This window comes from Streptomyces sp. NPDC055239 (assembly GCF_053606205.1).
The window spans coordinates 379443-397799 of record NZ_JBSGRD010000003.1 but is presented as its reverse complement, the minus strand read 5'-3'; the positions used below and the strand labels follow the sequence as shown (position 1 = coordinate 397799).

The following is an 18357-nucleotide window of genomic DNA, read 5'->3' as shown; positions in this document are numbered from 1 at the left end:
ATTCTCAGCCCGTCCGGCGATTGAGGACGAACTCGGCGAAGCCGGTGATGAACGCCCTAGCCCGGCGCCAGCCGATACGCATCGAGGGCCAGCGTCATCTCCATCAGATCCCGGGGCCGCGCAAGCGACCGCGAGGTCAGCTGCTCAAGTCGCCGCAGGCGGTTGAACACCGTGTTCCGGTGGCAGTACAAGCGCCCCGCAGCCCGCCCCGCGGACCCTTCGCACAGCAGCCACGCGTCCAGCGTCTCGAGCAGCACCGCCCGATCCCCCGGCTCAAGGGCAAGGACCTCGCCGAAGACGTCCGACACAAGGCGCCCCGCCAGTTCCGGCTGGCTCACCACCAGGGCTGTCGGCATCCGCTGGTCGAGCCGTACGATCCCGGTCGCGTCCGGGGGACACGTACGCAGGGCCAGTTCGGCGAGACGCCGCGCGTGGCCCAGTTCGGAGAGTCCCGCCACCACGGGGCTGATGCCGCCGGGGCCGGGGCACCGTCCGTCGAGCGCGGCGGCCAGCTCGTCCAGGCCCTCCTCCGCCCCGAGCGCCACCACCCCCACCTCCCGGTCCGTCCGCATCCGCCAGACGAAGCGGAACCCGGCCCGCTGGATCTGCCGGTGGAACGCGGCCCTCCCGTCCCGCCGCTCGGCGCGCAGCACCACCACCGCGTACGGTCCGCGCTCCGGCAGATCGAGCCCCGCGGCCACCTGCGCGGCGAGCCCGGGTCCTGACTGGCCCTCCAGGAGCGCGTCGAGCAGTGCCTGCAACTGCTCGTCGGTGCGCCGCCGCAGCTCCATCTCCGTCGCCCGATACGCGTCGGACGCGGACTGAGCCTGGGCGTCGACCGCCGACCACACCATCGTTGCCGACCGCATCAGGACCGCGAGCTTCTCCGGCGCCTGCCCCTCGGTGTCTTCGAGCAGCGAGTCCCAGACCAGATAGCCCGCGTTGCGGTACGAGTGCACGACCAGGTCGAGGGGCAGCCCCTGCTGCGCCCGGCGGCGCCCCGCCTCCTCCGCGTACTCCAGATCGCGGCGCGGTGACGCACGCGGCGCCGAGATGGTCTCGATGCCGATCCGCATCGCCTCTTCCGCCTCTCGCCACTGCTGATCGTGCGGAAGGACCCGCGCGTACACCGGCGAGTGCTCGAAGAGCTGCCGCAGATGTTCGTCCACCAGCTCGGGGACGCGGGGGAGCAGCGCCACGCACGCCTCCTCGAGCACCTTCCAGTCCTGGCCCGTCCGAGGTCTGCGTCCGCTCATGGAACCTCCATCGCCGCCGCCCGCCGTGACTCCGTGCTGCGGAGGATGCCATCGCTCGACCGCCCTGACAGGCCCCTGACACGCGGTGTTGTGCCCGTGCACAACAGGCGGCCGGTCCCGCTGGTCACCCGCAGCGATTCGGACACGGGCCGTGGACGGGGCGGGCGCGGCGGTGCTGGGGTGAGCGCCACGTACAGGGCAAGCGGAGAACAGGGGGTCCCAGGTGGGCGGTTCCGGACTGGTCGTACAGGACGCGTCGGTCGGATACGGGCCGGTGCGCGCACTGCGCCAGGTGTCGCTCGAAGTGCCGGACGGCGCCGTCGTCGCCGTGCTCGGCGGCAACGGCGCGGGCAAGTCGACGCTCCTGCGCGCCATTTCACGCACCCTCGGCTTTCACCGGGGGGCGCTCACCACCGGCTCCATCCACTTCGGCGGGCGGCGCATCGACGGACTGCACGCGGACCGCGTGGTCGCCGCCGGGGTCTCCCAAGTGCCGGAAGGCAGAAGGGTGTTCGCCCGGATGACCGTCGCCGACAACCTGCGGGCGGGCGCGCTCGGCTCCGCGGGAAGCCGTGGCGCGAAGGCCAAGGCCCTGGACCGCGTCCATGAACTGTTCCCCGTGCTCGCCGAGCGCGCGGGCCAGCGGGCCGGGCTCCTCTCGGGCGGCGAACAGCAGATGCTCGCGGTGGCGAGGGCGCTGATGGCCTCACCCAAGCTGCTGCTCCTGGACGAACCGTCCCTGGGGCTCGCCCCGTTGATGGCGGCGCGCATCGCCGACACCATCCAGGAGATCAACACCCAGGGCACCGCGGTCCTCCTCGTCGAGCAGAACGCCGCACTCGCGCTGCGCCTGGCCTCACGGGCGTACGTCCTCGACGTGGGCGAAGTGGCTCTCGCCGGAGCGGCGGAAGAGCTGTCCGCCTCCGACGAGGTGCGCCGCCGCTACCTCGGTGTGGTGGACGAGACCGCCGCCGCCGATGCCTCGCGCGGCGCCGGCGCGCTGCCGGTGCTGCGACGCTGGGCGGGCCGACGATGAACGAGGACCAAGGAGTAGAGGACCACGAAGTACAGGGCCAAGGAGTACAGGACCAAGGAGCACCGGAGGCGGGCGTACCCGCCCTGGAAGTGCGGGACCTGACCGTCCGGTTCGCGGGCCTCACCGCCCTCGACGCCGTCAGCTTCACCGTCAGGCCCGGCACCGTGCACGCCGTCATCGGACCCAACGGCGCGGGCAAGTCCACCTGCTTCAACGTCCTGTCCGGCGTGTACCGCGCCACCGGCGGCAGCGTCCGCCTCGGCGAGCACGAGCTGACGACGATGCCTCCGCACCGCATCGCCGACCTCGGCGTCGCACGCATCTTCCAGAACCTCGCCCTGCCGCCGCGCGCGACGGTCGCCGACAGTCTGATGCTGGGGCGCCACAGGCTGACCCGCACAGGGTTCGTCGCCGCGGGGCTCCGCCTCCCGTCGGCGGCGCGCGAGGAGCGTGAACACCGCGAACGCGTGCGTGAGATAGCGGAGTTCGTCGGCATCGAGCATCAGCTCCACACCCCGGCGGGCTCCTTGCCGTACGGGCAGCAGAAGCTCGCCGAGCTGGCCCGCGCCCTGTGCATGGAGCCCCGGCTGCTCCTGCTCGACGAACCCGTCGCGGGCATGACCGCGGACGAGCGGCAACGCACGGCGGCCGTCATCGCGGGTGTGCGCGACAGCCTCGGAATCTCGATCGTCCTGGTGGAACACGACATGGGGGTGGTGATGCGGCTCGCGGACGCGGTGACCGTACTTGACTTCGGCCGGCGCATAGCGGACGGCACACCGGCGGCCGTACAGAACGACCCGGCCGTCGTGCGGGCGTACCTGGGAGAGGAGGCCACCTCATGAACACCTTCGTCGAGCTGCTGCTCAACGGTCTCTCGATGGGCTCCGTCTACGCCCTCATCGCGCTCGGTTTCGTCGTCATCTTCCGGGCCACCGAAGTCGTGAACTTCGCGCACGCCTCGCTGCTCCTCGCGGGCGGCTACATCACCGCGTCCCTCCATGACGACATCGGCTTCTGGGCAGCGCTGCTCGTCGGCATCGCGGGGGCCGCCGTCGTGGGTGCCGCCATCGAGTTCCTTGTCATGCGGCGCTACCGGGGCTCCGACCACAGCGTCCTCGCCATCGTCACCATCGGCGTCGACATCCTGCTCACCACCGAACTCACCCGCCGCCTCGGCACCGATGTGCTCGCCCTCGGCGACCCCTGGGGCGACTCGGTGCTCACCATCGGCTCCGTCTCCATCGCCTACACGCGGATCGCCGCGTTCGTCGCCGCCGCGCTCCTCATCTCCACCTTCCTGCTCGCCTTCCGCTACACCTCCTGGGGCGTGGCGATGCGGGCAGCGGCGGAGAGCCCGGAGACCGCAGCCCTGATGGGCGTGCGCCTGGGCCGGGTCTCCCTCGGCGCCTGGGCGGTCGCGGGGGGACTCGCCGCCGTGGCCGCCCTCTTCCTGACGGTCTTCCCGACCCCGGGGCTCGAACGGGCCACCTCACTGGCTGCGTTGAAGGCGTTCCCGGCCGCGATCCTCGGCGGTCTCGACTCCACCACGGGCGCGCTCGTCGGGGGACTCGTCGTCGGGGTCACCGAGTCCCTCGCCACCGGCTATCAGAGTGAACTCACCTTCCTGGGGCGCGGGTTGGGCGATCTCGCGCCCTACCTCGTGATGACCGTCATCCTCCTCATCCGGCCCGCCGGACTCTTCGGCACGAAGGAGCTCACCCGTGTCTGAAGTCCTGGCCCGTGGACGGGAGCTGCGCTCCCGGAACCGTACGAGGCTGACGCGACCGCGGATGTACGTATGGATCGCGGGCGCCGTGCTCCTGCTCGCCCTGCCCTTCTACCTCGACCGGTTCTGGCTCCAGGCGGGCCTGTTCGCCATGGCGGCCGCCATCGGCGCGATCGGCCTCAACCTCCTCACCGGCGCGACAGGCCAGCTCTCCATGGGGCACGCCTTCTTCCTCGCGATCGGCGCGTACGGATACTGCGTCTTCGCCGGGGACGGTGATGGAGGCCTGACCGGGCTCGGGCTTCCCACCTGGATCGCCGCCGCTCTTGCCGTCGGCGTCGCGGGGATCGCGGGCGGCCTCTTCAGCCCCATCGCGGGACGCCTGCAGGGCGCGTACCTCGGCATCGCGACGCTCGCCCTCATCTTCATCGGGCAGCACGTGCTCTTCAACGCCCATGACCTGACCGGCGGCTCCAACGGACGCGACGTACCGCCCCTGAGCGTCTTCGGCATCACCTTCGACGACAGTGAACTCGTCGTCGCCGCCGTGCCGTTCGGGGCTTCGGAGAAGCTCTGGTACGCGGGGCTCGTCCTCCTCGTCGGCTGTGGGCTCTTCGCCCGTGGCGTGCTGCGCGGGCGCCCTGGCCGCGCGATGAACGCCATCCGAGACCACCGCGTCGCCGCGGGCGTCATCGGGGTGCCCGTCGCCCGCTACCGTGCGGGCGTCTTCGTCCTGTCGTCGATGTACGCGGGCCTGGCAGGGGTCCTGCTCGCCCTCGTCTTCCAGCGGACCGTGCCTGACTACTTCGGCATCACGCTGTCCCTCGAATACCTCGCCATGATCGTCATCGGCGGCCTCGGCTCGGTGGCGGGCGCGGTGGCCGGTGCGGCCGTCGTGTCCCTGCTTCCGCAGCTCCTGACCCGGTACAGCGACGCGCTGCCCCTGGTCTCGGCCCCCGGGACCGGCGGGATCACACCGGGTGAGGCATCCCGGTATCTGTACGGCGCCGCCGTCGTGGCGGTGGTGCTGTTCCTGCCCGGCGGCCTGGCCAGCATCGCCGCCCGGCGCTCCAGGCCGGCGTCCGGCCCAACTCCAGGGGAGGAACAATGAGTTCACGCACATTGAGAAGGACCACGAGAACGACCACGCGAAGGACCGCCGCGACGGCTACGGCGCTCGCAGCCCTGCTCGCGGTGGCCGGTTGCAGCTCCAAGGCGAACGACGACAAGGGCGACAAGGAGGGCGCCGGCGGGGTCAAGACCGGCATCGGCGTCTCCGCCGACACGATCACCCTCGGCGTGCTCACCGACATGACCGGTGTCTACGCGACCCTCGGCAAGAGCGTCACCCAGGCACAGCAGCTCTACGTCAAGCAGACCAACGCCGACGGCGGCATCTGCGGCCGCAAGCTGAAGCTGACCGTCCGCGACCACGGCTACGACCCCCAGAAGGCGGTCGCCGCGTACACGGAGCTTGAGCCCGAGGTCCTCGGCTTCGCCCAGTTCATCGGCTCCCCGTTCGTCGCCGCTGTCGAGCAGCGGGTCGAGTCCAACAAGGGTCTCGTGCTGCCGCAGGCCTGGTCGGCGAACCTGCTCGGCAGCTCGTACGTCCGGGTCGTCGGCTCGACGTACGACCTGGAGACGATCAACGCGATCGACTTCCTGATGAAGGAGAAGGGCCTCAAGAAGGGCGACAAGCTCGGTCATGTCTACTTCGAGGGCGACTACGGCGAGAACGCCCTGAAGGGCTCGCAGTACATGGCGAAGAAATCGGGCCTCACCGTCGTGGAACAGAAGATCAAGGCGACCGACAACGACATGACGGCGCAGGTCGCGGCCCTCAAGAAGGCCGGGGTGAAGGCCGTGGTGATCAGCGCGGGCCCGCGCCAGGCGGCCTCGCTCGTGGGTGTCGCGGCGGCGGGCAAGTTCGACGTCCCGGTCATCGGCAACAACTCGGCGTTCGCGCCCCAGCTCCTTGGCACCCAGGCGGGTCCGGCCCTGGCGAAGAACTACTACGTGGCCTCACCGACCCTCCCGATCGGCGCCGACACCCCCGCCGCCAAGAAGCTGGTCGCCGACTACAAGAAGGCCTATCCCAAGGACTCCCTGGACAACGGCGTGACGGCAGGATGGACCGCGGCCTCCGTCTTCGGCGAGGCCCTGAAGAAGGCGTGCGAGAGCAAGGACCTCACCCGCCAGGGCGTCGACAAGGCGCTCCTGACCATCGACTCCTACGACACGGGCTTCGGCGTCTCCCAGAACTTCACCGACCCCAACGCGCCCTCCTCGAAGGAGAGCGTCATCCTGCGCCCCGACAAGGGCGTGACGGGCGGCATGAAGGTGGCCAGGGAGCCGGGCGCCGCGGAGGCGGCACAGGGCTACACGGCGGGCGGCTGAGATGTCCAGCCCGTCCGGCGTTTGAGGACGAGCCCGAAGGGCGATAGACGGCACGCGAAGGGGGCCCGAACCATCTGGTTCGGGCCCCCTTCACACCGCTCAAGCGCCGCTACGGCAGCTGTGCTGCCCGCGCCTCGCGCCGGTTGCCCCGGAAGTTGTTCACCCGGCGGGCCGTGGCGAAGAGCGGGATCACCGCGCCGAGCACCAGCTGCAGCGCGCAGCCCGTCTGCAGCAGCAGCTGTCCGCCCGGCGCCTCGAAGGCCCAGGCCGCGAGCAGACCCATCGCCGCGACGATCCACGCGAGCATCGCCACCGCGAGCGGACCCCTCGGCTTGGGGTACTCGACCCGGCTCACCATGAGCCACGCCGTACCGATGATCGCGAGGAGCGTCGCCACGAAGGGCAGCTCAAGGAGAACGATCGAGACGACCGTGAGAGCACCGAAGGGCGAGGGCATGCCCTGGAAGGTGCCGTCCTTCACGGTCACGCAACTGAACCGCGCAAGCCTCAGCACCACCGCCAACAGCACGACGATCGCTCCGACCGCGGCCACTCTCTGGTGTGCGTCGTCAGCGACCATGCCGTAGACGAGCACGAAGTACGCGGGGGCCAGACCGAAGCTGATCAGGTCCGACAGGTTGTCGAGCTCCGCGCCCATCGGCGAGGACCGCAGCTTGCGCGCCACGAGCCCGTCGAAGAGGTCGAAGACGGCCGCGCAGAGCATCAGGATCACGGCGGTCGCGGCGGAGTGCCGCGCCATGCCGCTCTCGTTGCTGCCCTGGAGGTGCGGGATGAGGATGCCGGTGGTGGTGAAGTACACCGCCATGAACCCGCACGTGGCGTTACCGAGCGTGAGGGTGTCCGCTATCGAGAGGCGGAGTGAGAGAGGCATCTCCTCGTCGGCCTCGTCCTCGGCCGCCTCGGGCACCCAGCCCGCTTGTGTCTCAGGATCAACCACGGTCAATTCGAGTCACCCCAGCCACGGTCTTCTGACCGACCTCGACATCCACGTCGACACCCTCGGGGAGGTAGATGTCCACGCGGGAGCCGAAGCGGATCAGGCCGATCCGTTCACCTTGCTCCACCTTCGTGCCCTGCGGCACGTAAGGAACGATGCGTCGGGCCACCGCGCCCGCGATCTGGATCATCTCGATGTCACCGAGCTCGGTGTCGAAGTGCCAGACAACGCGCTCGTTGTTCTCGCTCTCCTTGTTGAACGCCGGGACGAACCCGCCGGGGATGTGCTCCACGGACGTCACCGTGCCCGCGAGGGGCGCGCGGTTGACGTGGACGTTCAGCGGGCTCATGAAGATCGCGACGCGCGTGCGTCCGTCCTTCCACGGCATGATGCTCTGCACCACACCGTCGGCCGGCGAGATGACCCGGCCCTGGGTGATCTCACGCTCGGGGTCGCGGAAGAACCACAGCATGCCCGCCGCCAAGGCGGTGGCAGGCACGGCGACGGCAGCGGCGCCCTTGGAGCGGCGCGCGCGGACGAGGCTGAGAGCCGCGGTGGCGACAGTCGGCAGGAGCCACGGCGATGCTCCGCGCGCAAGGCGTACGCCAGCGAGGCTGTCGCGTGGTGCAGAGGTTTGGCTGTGGGGCATGGATGACCTTCGTAGCGGATGATGCCGCGCACTGACGGGGGACGGCGGCTTTTTCCGGATGGTATCGGTTGCGAGCCACAACTGGGCAAGCCAGGAAGCGGAGTCGACGGCCGAAGAGTGCTGACAGGGTGTGACCTTCTTCTCGGTTAAATCACCCCAAATCGGGCATCTAGCCCTGGAGTCGATACTCTTCGAGCAGTCGGCGCCCGATGATCATCTTCTGGATCTCGGCGGTACCTTCACCGATCAACAACATCGGAGCTTCACGGTACAGGCGCTCGATCTCATACTCCTTCGAGAAGCCGTAACCGCCATGAATCCGGAACGCGTCCTCTACGACTTCTTTGCAGTATTCGGATGCCAGGTACTTCGCCATCCCTGCTTCCAGGTCGTTTCGTTCCCCGGAGTCCTTTTTGCGTGCGGCATTCACCATCATCGCATGGGCGGCCTCGACCTTGGTAGCCATCTCGGCGAGCTTGAACTGGATCGCCTGGTGATGGGCGATCGCCTTGCCGAAAGTGTGACGTTGCTGGGCATATGAGACACCAAGCTCAAATGCACGCTGAGCGACTCCGCAGCCACGCGCCGCGACATTTACACGACCGACCTCGACGCCGTCCATCATTTGGTAAAAACCGCGACCGGTTTCCCCGCCGAGCACACGATTGGCCGGAATTCGTAGCCCATCCATGATGAGTTCGGTCGTGTCGACGCCCTTGTAACCCATCTTGTCGATCTTGCCGGGGATGGTGAGGCCGGGGCGGACCTCTCCGAAACCGGGCTCCTTCTCCACGAGGAAGGTCGTCATCGACTTGTGGGGCGCCGTGCCCTCGGGGTGTCCTTCATCACTCCGGCACAGAACGGCCACCAGCGTCGACGTGCCGCCGTTGGTGAGCCACATCTTCTGACCGTTGAGGACGTACTCGTCGCCGTCCTTGACGCCCTTGGACGTGATCGCCGACACGTCGGAGCCGAGCGCGGGCTCCGACATGGAGAACGCGCCGCGCACCTCGCCGGCCGCCATGCGCGGCAGGAAGGTGTCCTTCTGCTCCTGCGTCCCGTGCTGCTTGAGCATGTAGGCGACGATGAAGTGGGTGTTGATGATGCCGGAGACCGACATCCAGCCACGCGCTATCTCCTCGACACACAGCGCGTACGTGAGCAGCGACTCGCCCAGACCGCCGTACTCCTCCGGGATCATGAGCCCGAAGAGGCCCAACTCCTTGAGGCCGTCGACGATTTTCTGGGGGTACTCGTCACGGTGTTCGAGTTCCGTCGCGACCGGAATGATCTCCTTGTCGACGAACTCCCGGACGGTGGACAGGATCTCTCGCTGGATGTCGGTGAGACCTGCGGTCTGCGCGAGTCGGCTCATGGCTACTTCTCCTGCGTCTTCTTGGGAGTGTCCAGGAGCTCCGGGCGGCCGGGCTGCTCGCCGCCGCGCTCCTTGATGTACGTCTCGGTGGGGACCATCACCTTGCGGCGGAACACGCAGACCAGTGTGCCGTCCTGCTTGTAGCCCTTGGTCTCCACGTAGACGATCCCGCGGTCCGACTTGGACTTCGACGGAGTCTTGTCCAGGACCGTGGTCTCGCCGTAGATCGTGTCGCCGTGGAAGGTCGGCGCGACGTGCTTGAGCGACTCGACCTCCAGGTTGGCGATCGCCTTGCCCGAGACGTCCGGCACGGACATGCCCAGAAGCAGCGAGTAGATGTAGTTGCCCACGACGACGTTCTTCCCGAAGTCCGTCGTCTTCTCCGCATAGTTGCTGTCCATGTGGAGGGGGTGGTGGTTCATCGTCAGGAGGCAGAAGAGGTGGTCGTCGTACTCGGTGACCGTCTTTCCCGGCCAGTGCTTGTAGACGTCCCCGACGGTGAACTCTTCGTAGGTGCGGCCGAACTGCATGTCAGGCCCCCGGGATCTCGAACTTGGAGGTGCGGGTCATGCCCGCGGCGCGCCCCTTGCCCGAGATGACGAGGGCCATCTTGCGGCTCGCCTCGTCGATCATCTCGTCGCCGAGCATCGCGGAGCCCTTCTTGCCGCCCGCCTCGGAGGTGCAGTAGTCGTACGCGTCCAGGATCAGCTCGGCGTGGTCGTAGTCCTCCTGGGAGGGCGAGAAGACCTCGTTGGCGGCCTCGACCTGGCCGGGGTGCAGGACCCACTTGCCGTCGAAGCCGAGCGCGGCGGCGCGGTTCGCGACCTCGCGGTACCCGTCGACGTTCTTGATCTGGAGGTAGGGGCCGTCGATCGCCTGGAGGTTGTTGGCGCGCGCCGCCATCAGGATCTTCATCAGGATGAAGTGGTAGGCGTCCGCCGGGTAGCCGGGCGGCTGCTCGCCCACGACCAGGGACTTCATGTTGATGGAGGCCATGAAGTCGGCCGGGCCGAAGATGATCGTCTCGACGCGCGGGGAAGCCTGCGCGATCGCGTTGACGTTGTTCAGGCCCTGCGCGTTCTCGATCTGAGCCTCGATGCCGATCTTGCCGACCTCGAAGCCCATCGTCTTCTCGATCTGGGTGAGCAGGAAGTCGAGCGCGACCACCTGGTCGGCGCTCTGCACCTTCGGCAGCATGATGCAGTCGAGGTTCTGGCCCGCGCCCTCGACGACCGTGACGACGTCGCGGTACGTCCACTCGGTCGTCCAGTCGTTGACGCGCACCACCCGCGTCTTGCCCGTCCAGTCGCCCTCGTTGAGGAACTTGACGATGGTGTGCCGGGCCTCCGGCTTGGCGAGCGGCGCGCAGGCGTCCTCCAGGTCGAGGAAGACCTGGTCGGCGGGGAGGCCCTGGGCCTTCTCCAGGAAGCGCGGGTTCGAACCGGGCACCGCCAGACAGGAACGGCGGGGGCGCAGGCGGTTGATGGGCGCGGTGGGCGCGGTCATGCGGGGACCTCCAGAGGGTCGAGCAGAGGGTCGAGCTTGTTCGCTTTCCGGATCTCGTCGACGATACGGCCGATGATCTCGGTGATGCCGAAGTCCTTGGGCGTGAACACGGCGGCCACGCCCGCCGCCTTCAGGTCCTCGGCGTCGCTGTTGGGGATGATGCCGCCCGCGATGACGGGGATGTCGGGCGCGCCCGCCTCGCGCAGGCGCACGAGGACGTCCGGCACGAGCTGCGCGTGGGAGCCGGAGAGGATCGAGAGGCCCACGGCATGTACGTCCTCGGCGAGGGCGGCGGCGACGATCTCCTCGGGCGTGAGCCTGATGCCCTGGTAGACCACCTCGAAACCGGCGTCACGGGCGCGCACCGCGATCTGCTCGGCCCCGTTGGAGTGCCCGTCCAGGCCCGGCTTGCCGACCAGGAAGCGGAGCTTGCCCGTGCCGAGGTCGGCGGCGGTCTTGGCGACCTTGTCGCGGACGATGGCGAGCGGCGTGCCCGCCTCCGCCGTGACGGCCACCGGGGCGCTGGAGACGCCCGTGGGCGCCCGGAACTCCCCGAAGACCTCCCGCAGGGCCCCGGACCACTCTCCGGTCGTCACACCGGCGCGTGCGCACTCCAGGGTGGCTTCCATGAGGTTGCCCGTCCCTGCGGCGACCTCCTTGAGCTTCTCCAGGGCCTTGCAGGGGCGCGGGTGGTTGAACGGCGGCTGGTAGCGGGTGTCGCGCCAGCGCCCCAGGGCGGTCACGACGCGGTTCTCGACCGCCGGGTCGACCGTCATGATCGCGGTGTCCAGGTCGGCGGTGAGCGGGTTCGGCTCGGTCGACTCGTAGGCGTTGACGCCGACGATCTTCTCCTCGCCCGACTCGATGCGCGCCCTGCGCTCGGCGTGCGAGGAGACAAGCTGCGACTTCAGGTAGCCGGACTCGACGGCGGCCATCGCGCCGCCCATCTGCTCGATGCGGTCGATCTCCGCGAGGGACTCCTCGACGAGGGACTCGACCTTGGCCTCGATGACGTGCGAGCCCTCGAAGATGTCCTCGTACTCCAGGAGATCGCTCTCCAGGGCGAGCACCTGCTGGATGCGCAGCGACCACTGCTGGTCCCACGGCCTTGGCAGACCGAGCGCCTCGTTCCAGGCGGGCAGCTGCACGGCACGCGCGCGTGCGTCCTTGGAGAGCGTGACGGCCAGCATCTCCAGGACGATGCGCTGGACGTTGTTCTCCGGCTGCGCCTCGGTCAGACCGAGCGAGTTGACCTGCACGCCGTAGCGGAACCGGCGCTGCTTGGGGTTGGTGATGCCGTACCGCTCGCGCGTGATCCGGTCCCAGATGCGGCCGAACGCGCGCATCTTGCACATCTCCTCGACGAAGCGGACGCCCGCGTTCACGAAGAAGGAGATACGGGCGACCACATCACCGAACTTCTCTTCCGGCACCTGCCCGGAGTCGCGCACGGCGTCCAGGACGGCGACGGCGGTGGACATCGCGTACGCGATCTCCTGCACCGGAGTGGCCCCGGCTTCCTGCAGGTGGTAGCTGCAGATGTTGATCGGGTTCCACTTGGGGATCTTCGCCACCGTGTACGTGATCATGTCGGTGGTGAGGCGGAGGGAGGGCACCGGCGGGAAGACGTGCGTCCCGCGCGAGAGGTACTCCTTGACGATGTCGTTCTGCGTCGTCCCCTGGAGCTGCGTGATGTCCACGCCCTGCTCCTCCGCGACCACCTGATAGAGCGCCAGGAGCCACATGGCCGTGGCGTTGATCGTCATCGAGGTGTTCATCTGGTCCAGGGGGATGTCCTGGAACAGGCGCCGCATGTCGCCGACGTGCGAGACGGGGACGCCGACCCGGCCGACCTCGCCGCGGGCGAGGATGTGGTCCGGGTCGTAGCCGGTCTGCGTGGGCAGGTCGAACGCGACCGAGAGGCCCGTCTGACCCTTGGCGAGGTTGCGCCGGTACAGCTCGTTGGACGCCTCGGCCGTGGAGTGACCGGCGTACGTCCGCATGAGCCACGGCCGGTCCTTCTGACGCTCTGTCATGTGCGAACCCTCGACCCTCAGACGTTACGGAAGCGGTTGATCGCGTCGACGTGCTTGGCCCGCATCTCCGGGTCGCGCACGCCGAGGCCTTCACGCGGCGCGAGCGCGAGGACGCCGACCTTGCCCTGGTGGACGTTGCGGTGCACGTCGTGGGCGGCCTGGCCGGTGTCCTCGAGGGAGTAGACGCGGGAGAGGGTGGGGTGGATCTTGCCCTTGGCGATGAGGCGGTTGGCCTCCCACGCCTCGCGGTAGTTCGCGAAGTGCGAGCCCACGATCTTCTTCAGGGACATCCACAGGTAGCGGTTGTCGTACTCGTGGTTGTAGCCCGATGTCGACGCGCAGGTGACGATCGTGCCGCCCTTGCGCGTGACGTAGACCGAGGCGCCGAAGGTCTCGCGGCCCGGGTGCTCGAAGACGATGTCCACGTCCTCGCCGCCGGTCAGCTCGCGGATGCGCTTGCCGAAGCGCTTCCACTCCTTGGGGTCCTGGGTGTGCTCGTCCTTCCAGAACTTGTAGCCCTCGGCGTTGCGGTCGATGATCGCGTCGGCGCCCATCGCACGGCAGATGTCCGCCTTCTGCTCGTTGGAGACGACACAGATGGGGTTGGCGCCGCCGGCCAGCGCGAACTGGGTGGCGTACGAGCCGAGGCCGCCGCTCGCGCCCCAGATCAGGACGTTGTCGCCCTGCTTCATCCCGGCGCCGTTGCGGGAGACCAGCTGGCGGTACGCGGTGGAGTTCACCAGGCCCGGTGATGCGGCCTCTTCCCAGCTCAAGTGGTCCGGCTTCGGCATGAGCTGGTTGGACTTGACCAGGGCGATCTCGGCGAGGCCGCCGAAGTTCGTCTCGAAGCCCCAGATGCGCTGCTCGGGGTCGAGCATCGTGTCGTTGTGGCCGTCCGACGACTCCAGCTCGACGCTCAGACAGTGCGCGACGACCTCGTCGCCCGGGTGCCAGGCGTTCACGCCGGGTCCGGTGCGCAGCACGACGCCCGCGAGGTCGGAGCCGATGACGTGGTAGGGCAGGTCGTGGCGCTTGGTGAGCTCGCTCAGACGGCCGTAGCGCTCCAGGAAGCTGAAGGTGGAGACCGGCTCGAAGATCGAGGTCCACACGGAGTTGTAGTTGACCGAGGAGGCCATGACGGCCACCAGGGCCTCGCCAGGGCCGAGTTCGGGAACCGGCACGTCGTCCAGGTGCAGCGACTTGCGGGGGTCCTTGTCGCGGGTTTCGAGCCCGGCGAACATCTCCGCCTCGTCCTTGTGCACGGTGATCGCGCGGTACGAGTCGGGGAGGGGAAGAGCGGCGAAGTCGGCGGGAGTGGAGTCCGGCGACTGGATCGCGTCCAGGATTTCCTTCACGGTGATGCCTCCGGCGAAGTACGTGCCCCCTCTGAGGGGAACACGCTCTTGAGGGTTACGTCGGGTGCTGCTGGTGCTTGTGAGGGGATGCCGTCGGTTCGGCGAAGGGTGTGGCTCGGCAGCGCTTGGTGTGGCGCGGGAGGTTGCCTGTGACGCAGGCGTCCGGGCACACGAGCCGTGGCTTGTGGGGACAGCCGGCGTACGGAAGTTCTCTGCACGCCGGCCGCCCGGACAACATCAACGTATGACACCGCGTGCCAGTGGGCAAGACACTGAGTGCCATCAATTTTTGACCGATGATCGATCAGTGCAGGTCAGAGGGTGTGACGGCATGACAGAGGGGGCGCTACCGGTGGGTAGCGCCCCCTCGAATGTCAAGGACGAAAGGGTGGAAAACGTGACCTTTCGGAGGTCTGGATCTACGAATCCCGCTCCCGCAGCGCCTTCTCGATCGTCCGCATGATCTCGTCGAGCGGTGCGTCCGTCCGTGCCACGGTGACAAGGACATCGCCCCCGGTGCTCACCGAGGCCGCCGGAGCGGTGGTGGTGTCGCGCCCCGCCCCGATGCCCGAACCGAACGTCCTGCGGACGATGGCGAAGGCATGGTCCAGTTGGGTCTCCACGTCGCCCTGGCCGCCCGCACGCAGCCACCGGCGAAGGACGTGGTTGTGCGCCGTCACCACCGCCGACGCCGCCACCTCCGCGAGGAGCGGGTCGTCGTTGCCGTCGTGGTGGGCCTGCTCGTCGAAGTGGCCGAGGAGATAGCGCGTGAAGAGCCGCTCGTAGCGGGCCACCGAAGCGATCTCGCGCTCGCGCAGGGTGGGCACCTCGCGCGTCAGGCGGTAGCGCTCGACGGACACCGCGGGCGACGCCGCGTACATCTTCATGACTTCCTTGATGCCCCGGCACACCGTGTCGAGCGGGTGCTCGTGCGGCGGCGCGGCGTTGAGCACCGACTCGGCACGGGTCAAGGTGTCGTCGTGGTCCGGGAAGATCGCCTCTTCCTTGGAGCGGAAGTGCCGGAAGAAGGTCCGGCGGGCGACCCCGGCCTGCGCGGCGATCTCGTCGACCGTCGTCGCCTCGTACCCCTTGGAAGCGAAGAGCTCCATCGCCGCCGCCGCCAGCTCCCGGCGCATCTTGAGCCGTTGGGCGGCGGCGCGGCTGCCGGCCGCGCTCTCGGGAGCGTCGGGCGTAGCGGGCGTACGTGAGGACTTGGCGGCCTTGGGCATGACCCGAACGTACTGCATGTGCGCAGCCGATCGCTCCTGCGGGACGGGGCCGCCCGGCGGTCCGAGCAGCCCGCCCCAGTCCGTGCGCGGTCCTCTCCCAGGCGCGCCCCCGTCCGATTCCGGCTCAGCGCCGGGCATATTCGCGGAAGCCGCGGCCGGTCTTGCGGCCGAGGCAGCCCGCGGCCACCAGGTGTTCGAGCAGGGGAGCGGGGGCCAGGCCCGGGTCGCGGAACTCACGGTGCAGGACCTTCTCGATGGCGAGCGAGACATCGAGGCCGACGACGTCAAGGAGCTCGAAGGGGCCCATGGGGTAGCCGCCGCCGAGCTTCATCGCGGCGTCGATGTCGTCGAGCGTCGCGTAGTGCTCCTGGACCATCTTGATCGCGTTGTTGAGGTAGGGGAACAGGAGCGCGTTCACGATGAAGCCCGCGCGGTCGCCGCAGTCCACCGGGTGCTTCTTGATGGTCGCGCAGACCTGGCGGACCGTCGCGTGCACGTCGTCGTCCGTGAGGACCGTGCGGACCACCTCGACCAGCTTCATCGCCGGTGCCGGGTTGAAGAAGTGCATGCCGATCACGTCGCCGGGACGCGAGGTGGCGCGGGCGCAGGCGACGACCGGCAGCGACGAGGTGGTGGTCGCCAGGATCGCGCCCGGCTTGCACACCTTGTCGAACGCCGCGAACAGCTGCCGCTTGACCTCCAGGTCCTCGGCGACCGCCTCAAGGGCAAGATCGACGTCGGCGAACGCGTCGTACGTACCCGCCGGAGTGATCCGGTCCAGGGTCTTGGCCGCGGTCTCCGCCGTCATCCGACCCTTGTCGACGGAGCGCGAGAGCGACTTGCCGATACGGGACTTGGCCTTCTGCGCCTTCTCCTCGCTGCGCGCGGCGAGCACCACGTCGTAACCGGCCTTGGCGAAGACCTCGGCGATGCCGGACGCCATGGTCCCGGATCCCGCGACACCGACCGAGCGGACGGTGCGCCCGCCGGTCTGCCGACCGTCCTGCGACGGTGTCAGCGCGTCGCGCACGACGGCCGAACTGCCCGGCTCCTCGTACGAGTAGAACCCACGCCCCGACTTGCGGCCGGTCAGGCCCGCCTCGCTGAGCTGCTTGAGGATCGGGGCGGGCGCGTGCAGCCGGTCGTGCGACTCGGAGTACATCGCGTCGAGGACGGTGCGGGCGGTGTCGACGCCGATCAGGTCGAGCAGGGCCAGGGGGCCCATCGGCAGGCCGCAGCCCAGCTTCATCGCGGCGTCGATGTCCTCGCGGGACGCGTACTTCGCCTCGTACATCGCCGCGGCCTGGTTGAGGTAGCCGAAGAGCAGGCCGTCGGCGACGAACCCGGGCCGGTCGCCGACCGCGACGGGCTCCTTGCCGAGCGCGTACGCGAGGTCCGTGACGGAAGCGACCGCGGCGGGCGCGGTCAGCACGGACGAGACCACCTCGACCAGCTTCATCGCCGGTGCCGGGTTGAAGAAGTGCAGGCCGAGGACGCGCTCGGGGCGCGCCGACTCGGCGGCGAGACGGGTCACGGACAGCGCGTTCGTGCCGGTCGCGATGATCGTCTCGGGGCGCACGACGCCGTCGAGCTCGCGGATGAGCTGCTGCTTGATCTCGTACGACTCCGGGGCGACCTCGATCACCAGATCGGCGTCGGCCGCGGCCTGAAGGCCGGTGAAGGTGCGGATGCGGGCGAGCGCGTCACGCCGCTCGTCCTCGGTGAGCTGCTCGCGGCGCACGGCACGCGCGGTCGACGACTCGATGGCGGCCACCGCCTGGGCGCCCGCGGCCTCGCTGATGTCGATGCCGATGACCTCGCGTCCTGCGCGGGCCAGGACCTCGGCGATGCCGGTGCCCATCGTGCCGAGACCTATCACGGCGACGGTGTTCAAGGGAGTGTCCATGCGTGGACTCCAGGAAGTGAGTGACGACTGAGGGGCGCACGCGGAGCGCGGCAACGGCGGCGCGGCGTACGGAAGATGAGCTGCTGCGTGTCGTGACCGGGCGGCGAAGAGCGCGCGCCCGTGAGAAGTCGACCGGCTCTGTCCCGAAGCCGCGCCGTACTGGATGGAGCTAGGTACTCGAAGTACCGAACCGACAGACACATGCACTCACGACGGCTGCGTCACCAGGCCGCCATGAGGGAGAAACTGCTTAACGAGGAGTGTGCCCCGCTCACATGAGATTAACCGGCGAGTAACGAGCGCGCCAGTCCTCAGGGTTTGTGATCTGCATCGCGGATAGGCTCCCGTCATGGACGTGGAGTTGCGCACGGTGACGGAACGCTTACGCCGCGAGGCGGGGGTCTCGGAGAGTTACGAGAGGCTGGTCGCGACCGGCGATGTGGAGGAACTCGCGGAGGCGCTCGTCGGGGCGGGCCAGCCGTTGTGGGCGCGAGAACTGGCGGCGGTCCGGCTCGGTATGGCCGGTGACCGCCGGGCCTTCGAGTCTTTGGTGCTGCTCCTCAACCACCGGGACCCCTCTCGGTGCGCGGCCGCAGCGTACGCCCTGGCCAGACTGCGCGACCCGCGTACGGCGCGGGCGGCAGCGGCCCTGGCCACCAATGAGCTGCGCATCGCCTACGCCTTGTACCCGGTGCGTCTGCTCACCGAGCTGCGTGCCCCCGAGTCGGCGCCCGCCCTCATCACCACGCTGGGGCGCAGGCTCGCCCCGGCGGATCCGTACGGGAAGATCGCGCTGGCGTGCGTCGAGGGTCTGGGGGCGCTCGGGGACCCGCGGGCCCGGCCCGTCCTGACGCAGGCGTGCGGCTTTCCGCGGCTCGCGGCGGCGGCGTCCGCGGCTCTGGCGCGTCTGCCCGGGTAGCTGGTC

Annotated in this window: 16 protein-coding genes; 6 read left to right on the top strand and 10 right to left on the bottom strand. The window is 69.0% G+C overall.

Going from position 1 to position 18357, the window contains the following annotated elements; genetic code table 11:
- Positions 1-56: 56 nt before the first annotated feature.
- Positions 57-1256, bottom strand: a complete 1200-nt coding sequence (locus ACWFRJ_RS12690) for a PucR family transcriptional regulator (protein ID WP_453528146.1) — start codon at positions 1254-1256, stop codon at positions 57-59.
- Positions 1257-1479: 223 nt separating this feature from the next.
- On the opposite strand from ACWFRJ_RS12690, the gene ACWFRJ_RS12685 reads away from it, so the two are divergent.
- The 5 genes from ACWFRJ_RS12685 to ACWFRJ_RS12665 all read left to right on the top strand — a co-directional run bounded on the left by ACWFRJ_RS12685 (position 1480) and on the right by ACWFRJ_RS12665 (position 6418).
- Positions 1480-2292, top strand: coding sequence for an ABC transporter ATP-binding protein (locus ACWFRJ_RS12685; protein WP_453528143.1), 813 nt, complete (start codon positions 1480-1482; stop codon positions 2290-2292).
- Complete coding sequence (locus ACWFRJ_RS12680) at positions 2289-3137, top strand: ABC transporter ATP-binding protein (protein ID WP_453528140.1); 849 nt, start codon at positions 2289-2291, stop codon at positions 3135-3137. Before ACWFRJ_RS12685 ends, ACWFRJ_RS12680 begins: the two co-directional genes overlap by 4 nt.
- Positions 3134-4024, top strand: a complete 891-nt coding sequence (locus ACWFRJ_RS12675; protein WP_453528137.1) for a branched-chain amino acid ABC transporter permease — start codon at positions 3134-3136, stop codon at positions 4022-4024. Before ACWFRJ_RS12680 ends, ACWFRJ_RS12675 begins: the two co-directional genes overlap by 4 nt.
- Before the next feature lie 61 nt (positions 4025-4085).
- Positions 4086-5132, top strand: coding sequence for a branched-chain amino acid ABC transporter permease (locus tag ACWFRJ_RS12670; protein WP_453529606.1), 1047 nt, complete (start codon positions 4086-4088; stop codon positions 5130-5132).
- Positions 5129-6418, top strand: coding sequence for an ABC transporter substrate-binding protein (locus tag ACWFRJ_RS12665; protein WP_453528134.1), 1290 nt, complete (start codon positions 5129-5131; stop codon positions 6416-6418). Before ACWFRJ_RS12670 ends, ACWFRJ_RS12665 begins: the two co-directional genes overlap by 4 nt.
- Positions 6419-6527: 109 nt before the next feature.
- Here ACWFRJ_RS12665 and pssA read toward each other — a convergent pair whose 3' ends face one another.
- From pssA to ACWFRJ_RS12620, 9 genes are all read right to left on the bottom strand, one after another.
- Positions 6528-7382, bottom strand: a complete 855-nt coding sequence (gene pssA / locus ACWFRJ_RS12660; RefSeq protein ID WP_190080876.1) for a CDP-diacylglycerol--serine O-phosphatidyltransferase — start codon at positions 7380-7382, stop codon at positions 6528-6530.
- A complete protein-coding gene (locus tag ACWFRJ_RS12655) occupies positions 7369-8025 on the bottom strand; it encodes a phosphatidylserine decarboxylase (RefSeq protein ID WP_453528132.1) in 657 nt (218 codons plus the stop codon). Before ACWFRJ_RS12655 ends, pssA begins: the two co-directional genes overlap by 14 nt.
- A gap of 169 nt (positions 8026-8194) precedes the next feature.
- A complete protein-coding gene (locus ACWFRJ_RS12650; protein WP_453528129.1) occupies positions 8195-9400 on the bottom strand; it encodes an acyl-CoA dehydrogenase family protein in 1206 nt (401 codons plus the stop codon).
- Positions 9401-9402: 2 nt separating this feature from the next.
- The gene (locus tag ACWFRJ_RS12645) at positions 9403-9930 is read right to left on the bottom strand and encodes a MaoC family dehydratase (RefSeq protein WP_451221791.1); all 528 of its coding nucleotides are present in this window, start codon (positions 9928-9930) and stop codon (positions 9403-9405) included.
- 1 nt (position 9931) lies between these two features.
- Positions 9932-10906 (bottom strand): HpcH/HpaI aldolase/citrate lyase family protein, encoded by a 975-nt coding sequence (locus ACWFRJ_RS12640; RefSeq protein WP_453528126.1) that lies wholly within the window; start codon positions 10904-10906, stop codon positions 9932-9934.
- Positions 10903-12942, bottom strand: a complete 2040-nt coding sequence (locus ACWFRJ_RS12635) for a protein meaA (RefSeq protein WP_453528123.1) — start codon at positions 12940-12942, stop codon at positions 10903-10905. Before ACWFRJ_RS12635 ends, ACWFRJ_RS12640 begins: the two co-directional genes overlap by 4 nt.
- Positions 12943-12959: 17 nt before the next feature.
- Positions 12960-14297, bottom strand: a complete 1338-nt coding sequence (ccrA, locus tag ACWFRJ_RS12630; RefSeq protein WP_453528120.1) for a crotonyl-CoA carboxylase/reductase — start codon at positions 14295-14297, stop codon at positions 12960-12962.
- A 419-nt stretch (positions 14298-14716) separates the two neighbouring features.
- Positions 14717-15526, bottom strand: a complete 810-nt coding sequence (locus ACWFRJ_RS12625; RefSeq protein ID WP_453528117.1) for a TetR family transcriptional regulator — start codon at positions 15524-15526, stop codon at positions 14717-14719.
- A 124-nt stretch (positions 15527-15650) separates the two neighbouring features.
- Entirely contained in the window at positions 15651-17432 is a 1782-nt protein-coding gene (locus ACWFRJ_RS12620) for a 3-hydroxyacyl-CoA dehydrogenase family protein (RefSeq protein ID WP_453528114.1), read from the bottom strand.
- A gap of 349 nt (positions 17433-17781) precedes the next feature.
- On the opposite strand from ACWFRJ_RS12620, the gene ACWFRJ_RS12615 reads away from it, so the two are divergent.
- Positions 17782-18351, top strand: a complete 570-nt coding sequence (locus ACWFRJ_RS12615) for an adenylosuccinate lyase (RefSeq protein WP_383270603.1) — start codon at positions 17782-17784, stop codon at positions 18349-18351.
- The last annotated feature ends 6 nt before the right edge of the window (positions 18352-18357 follow it).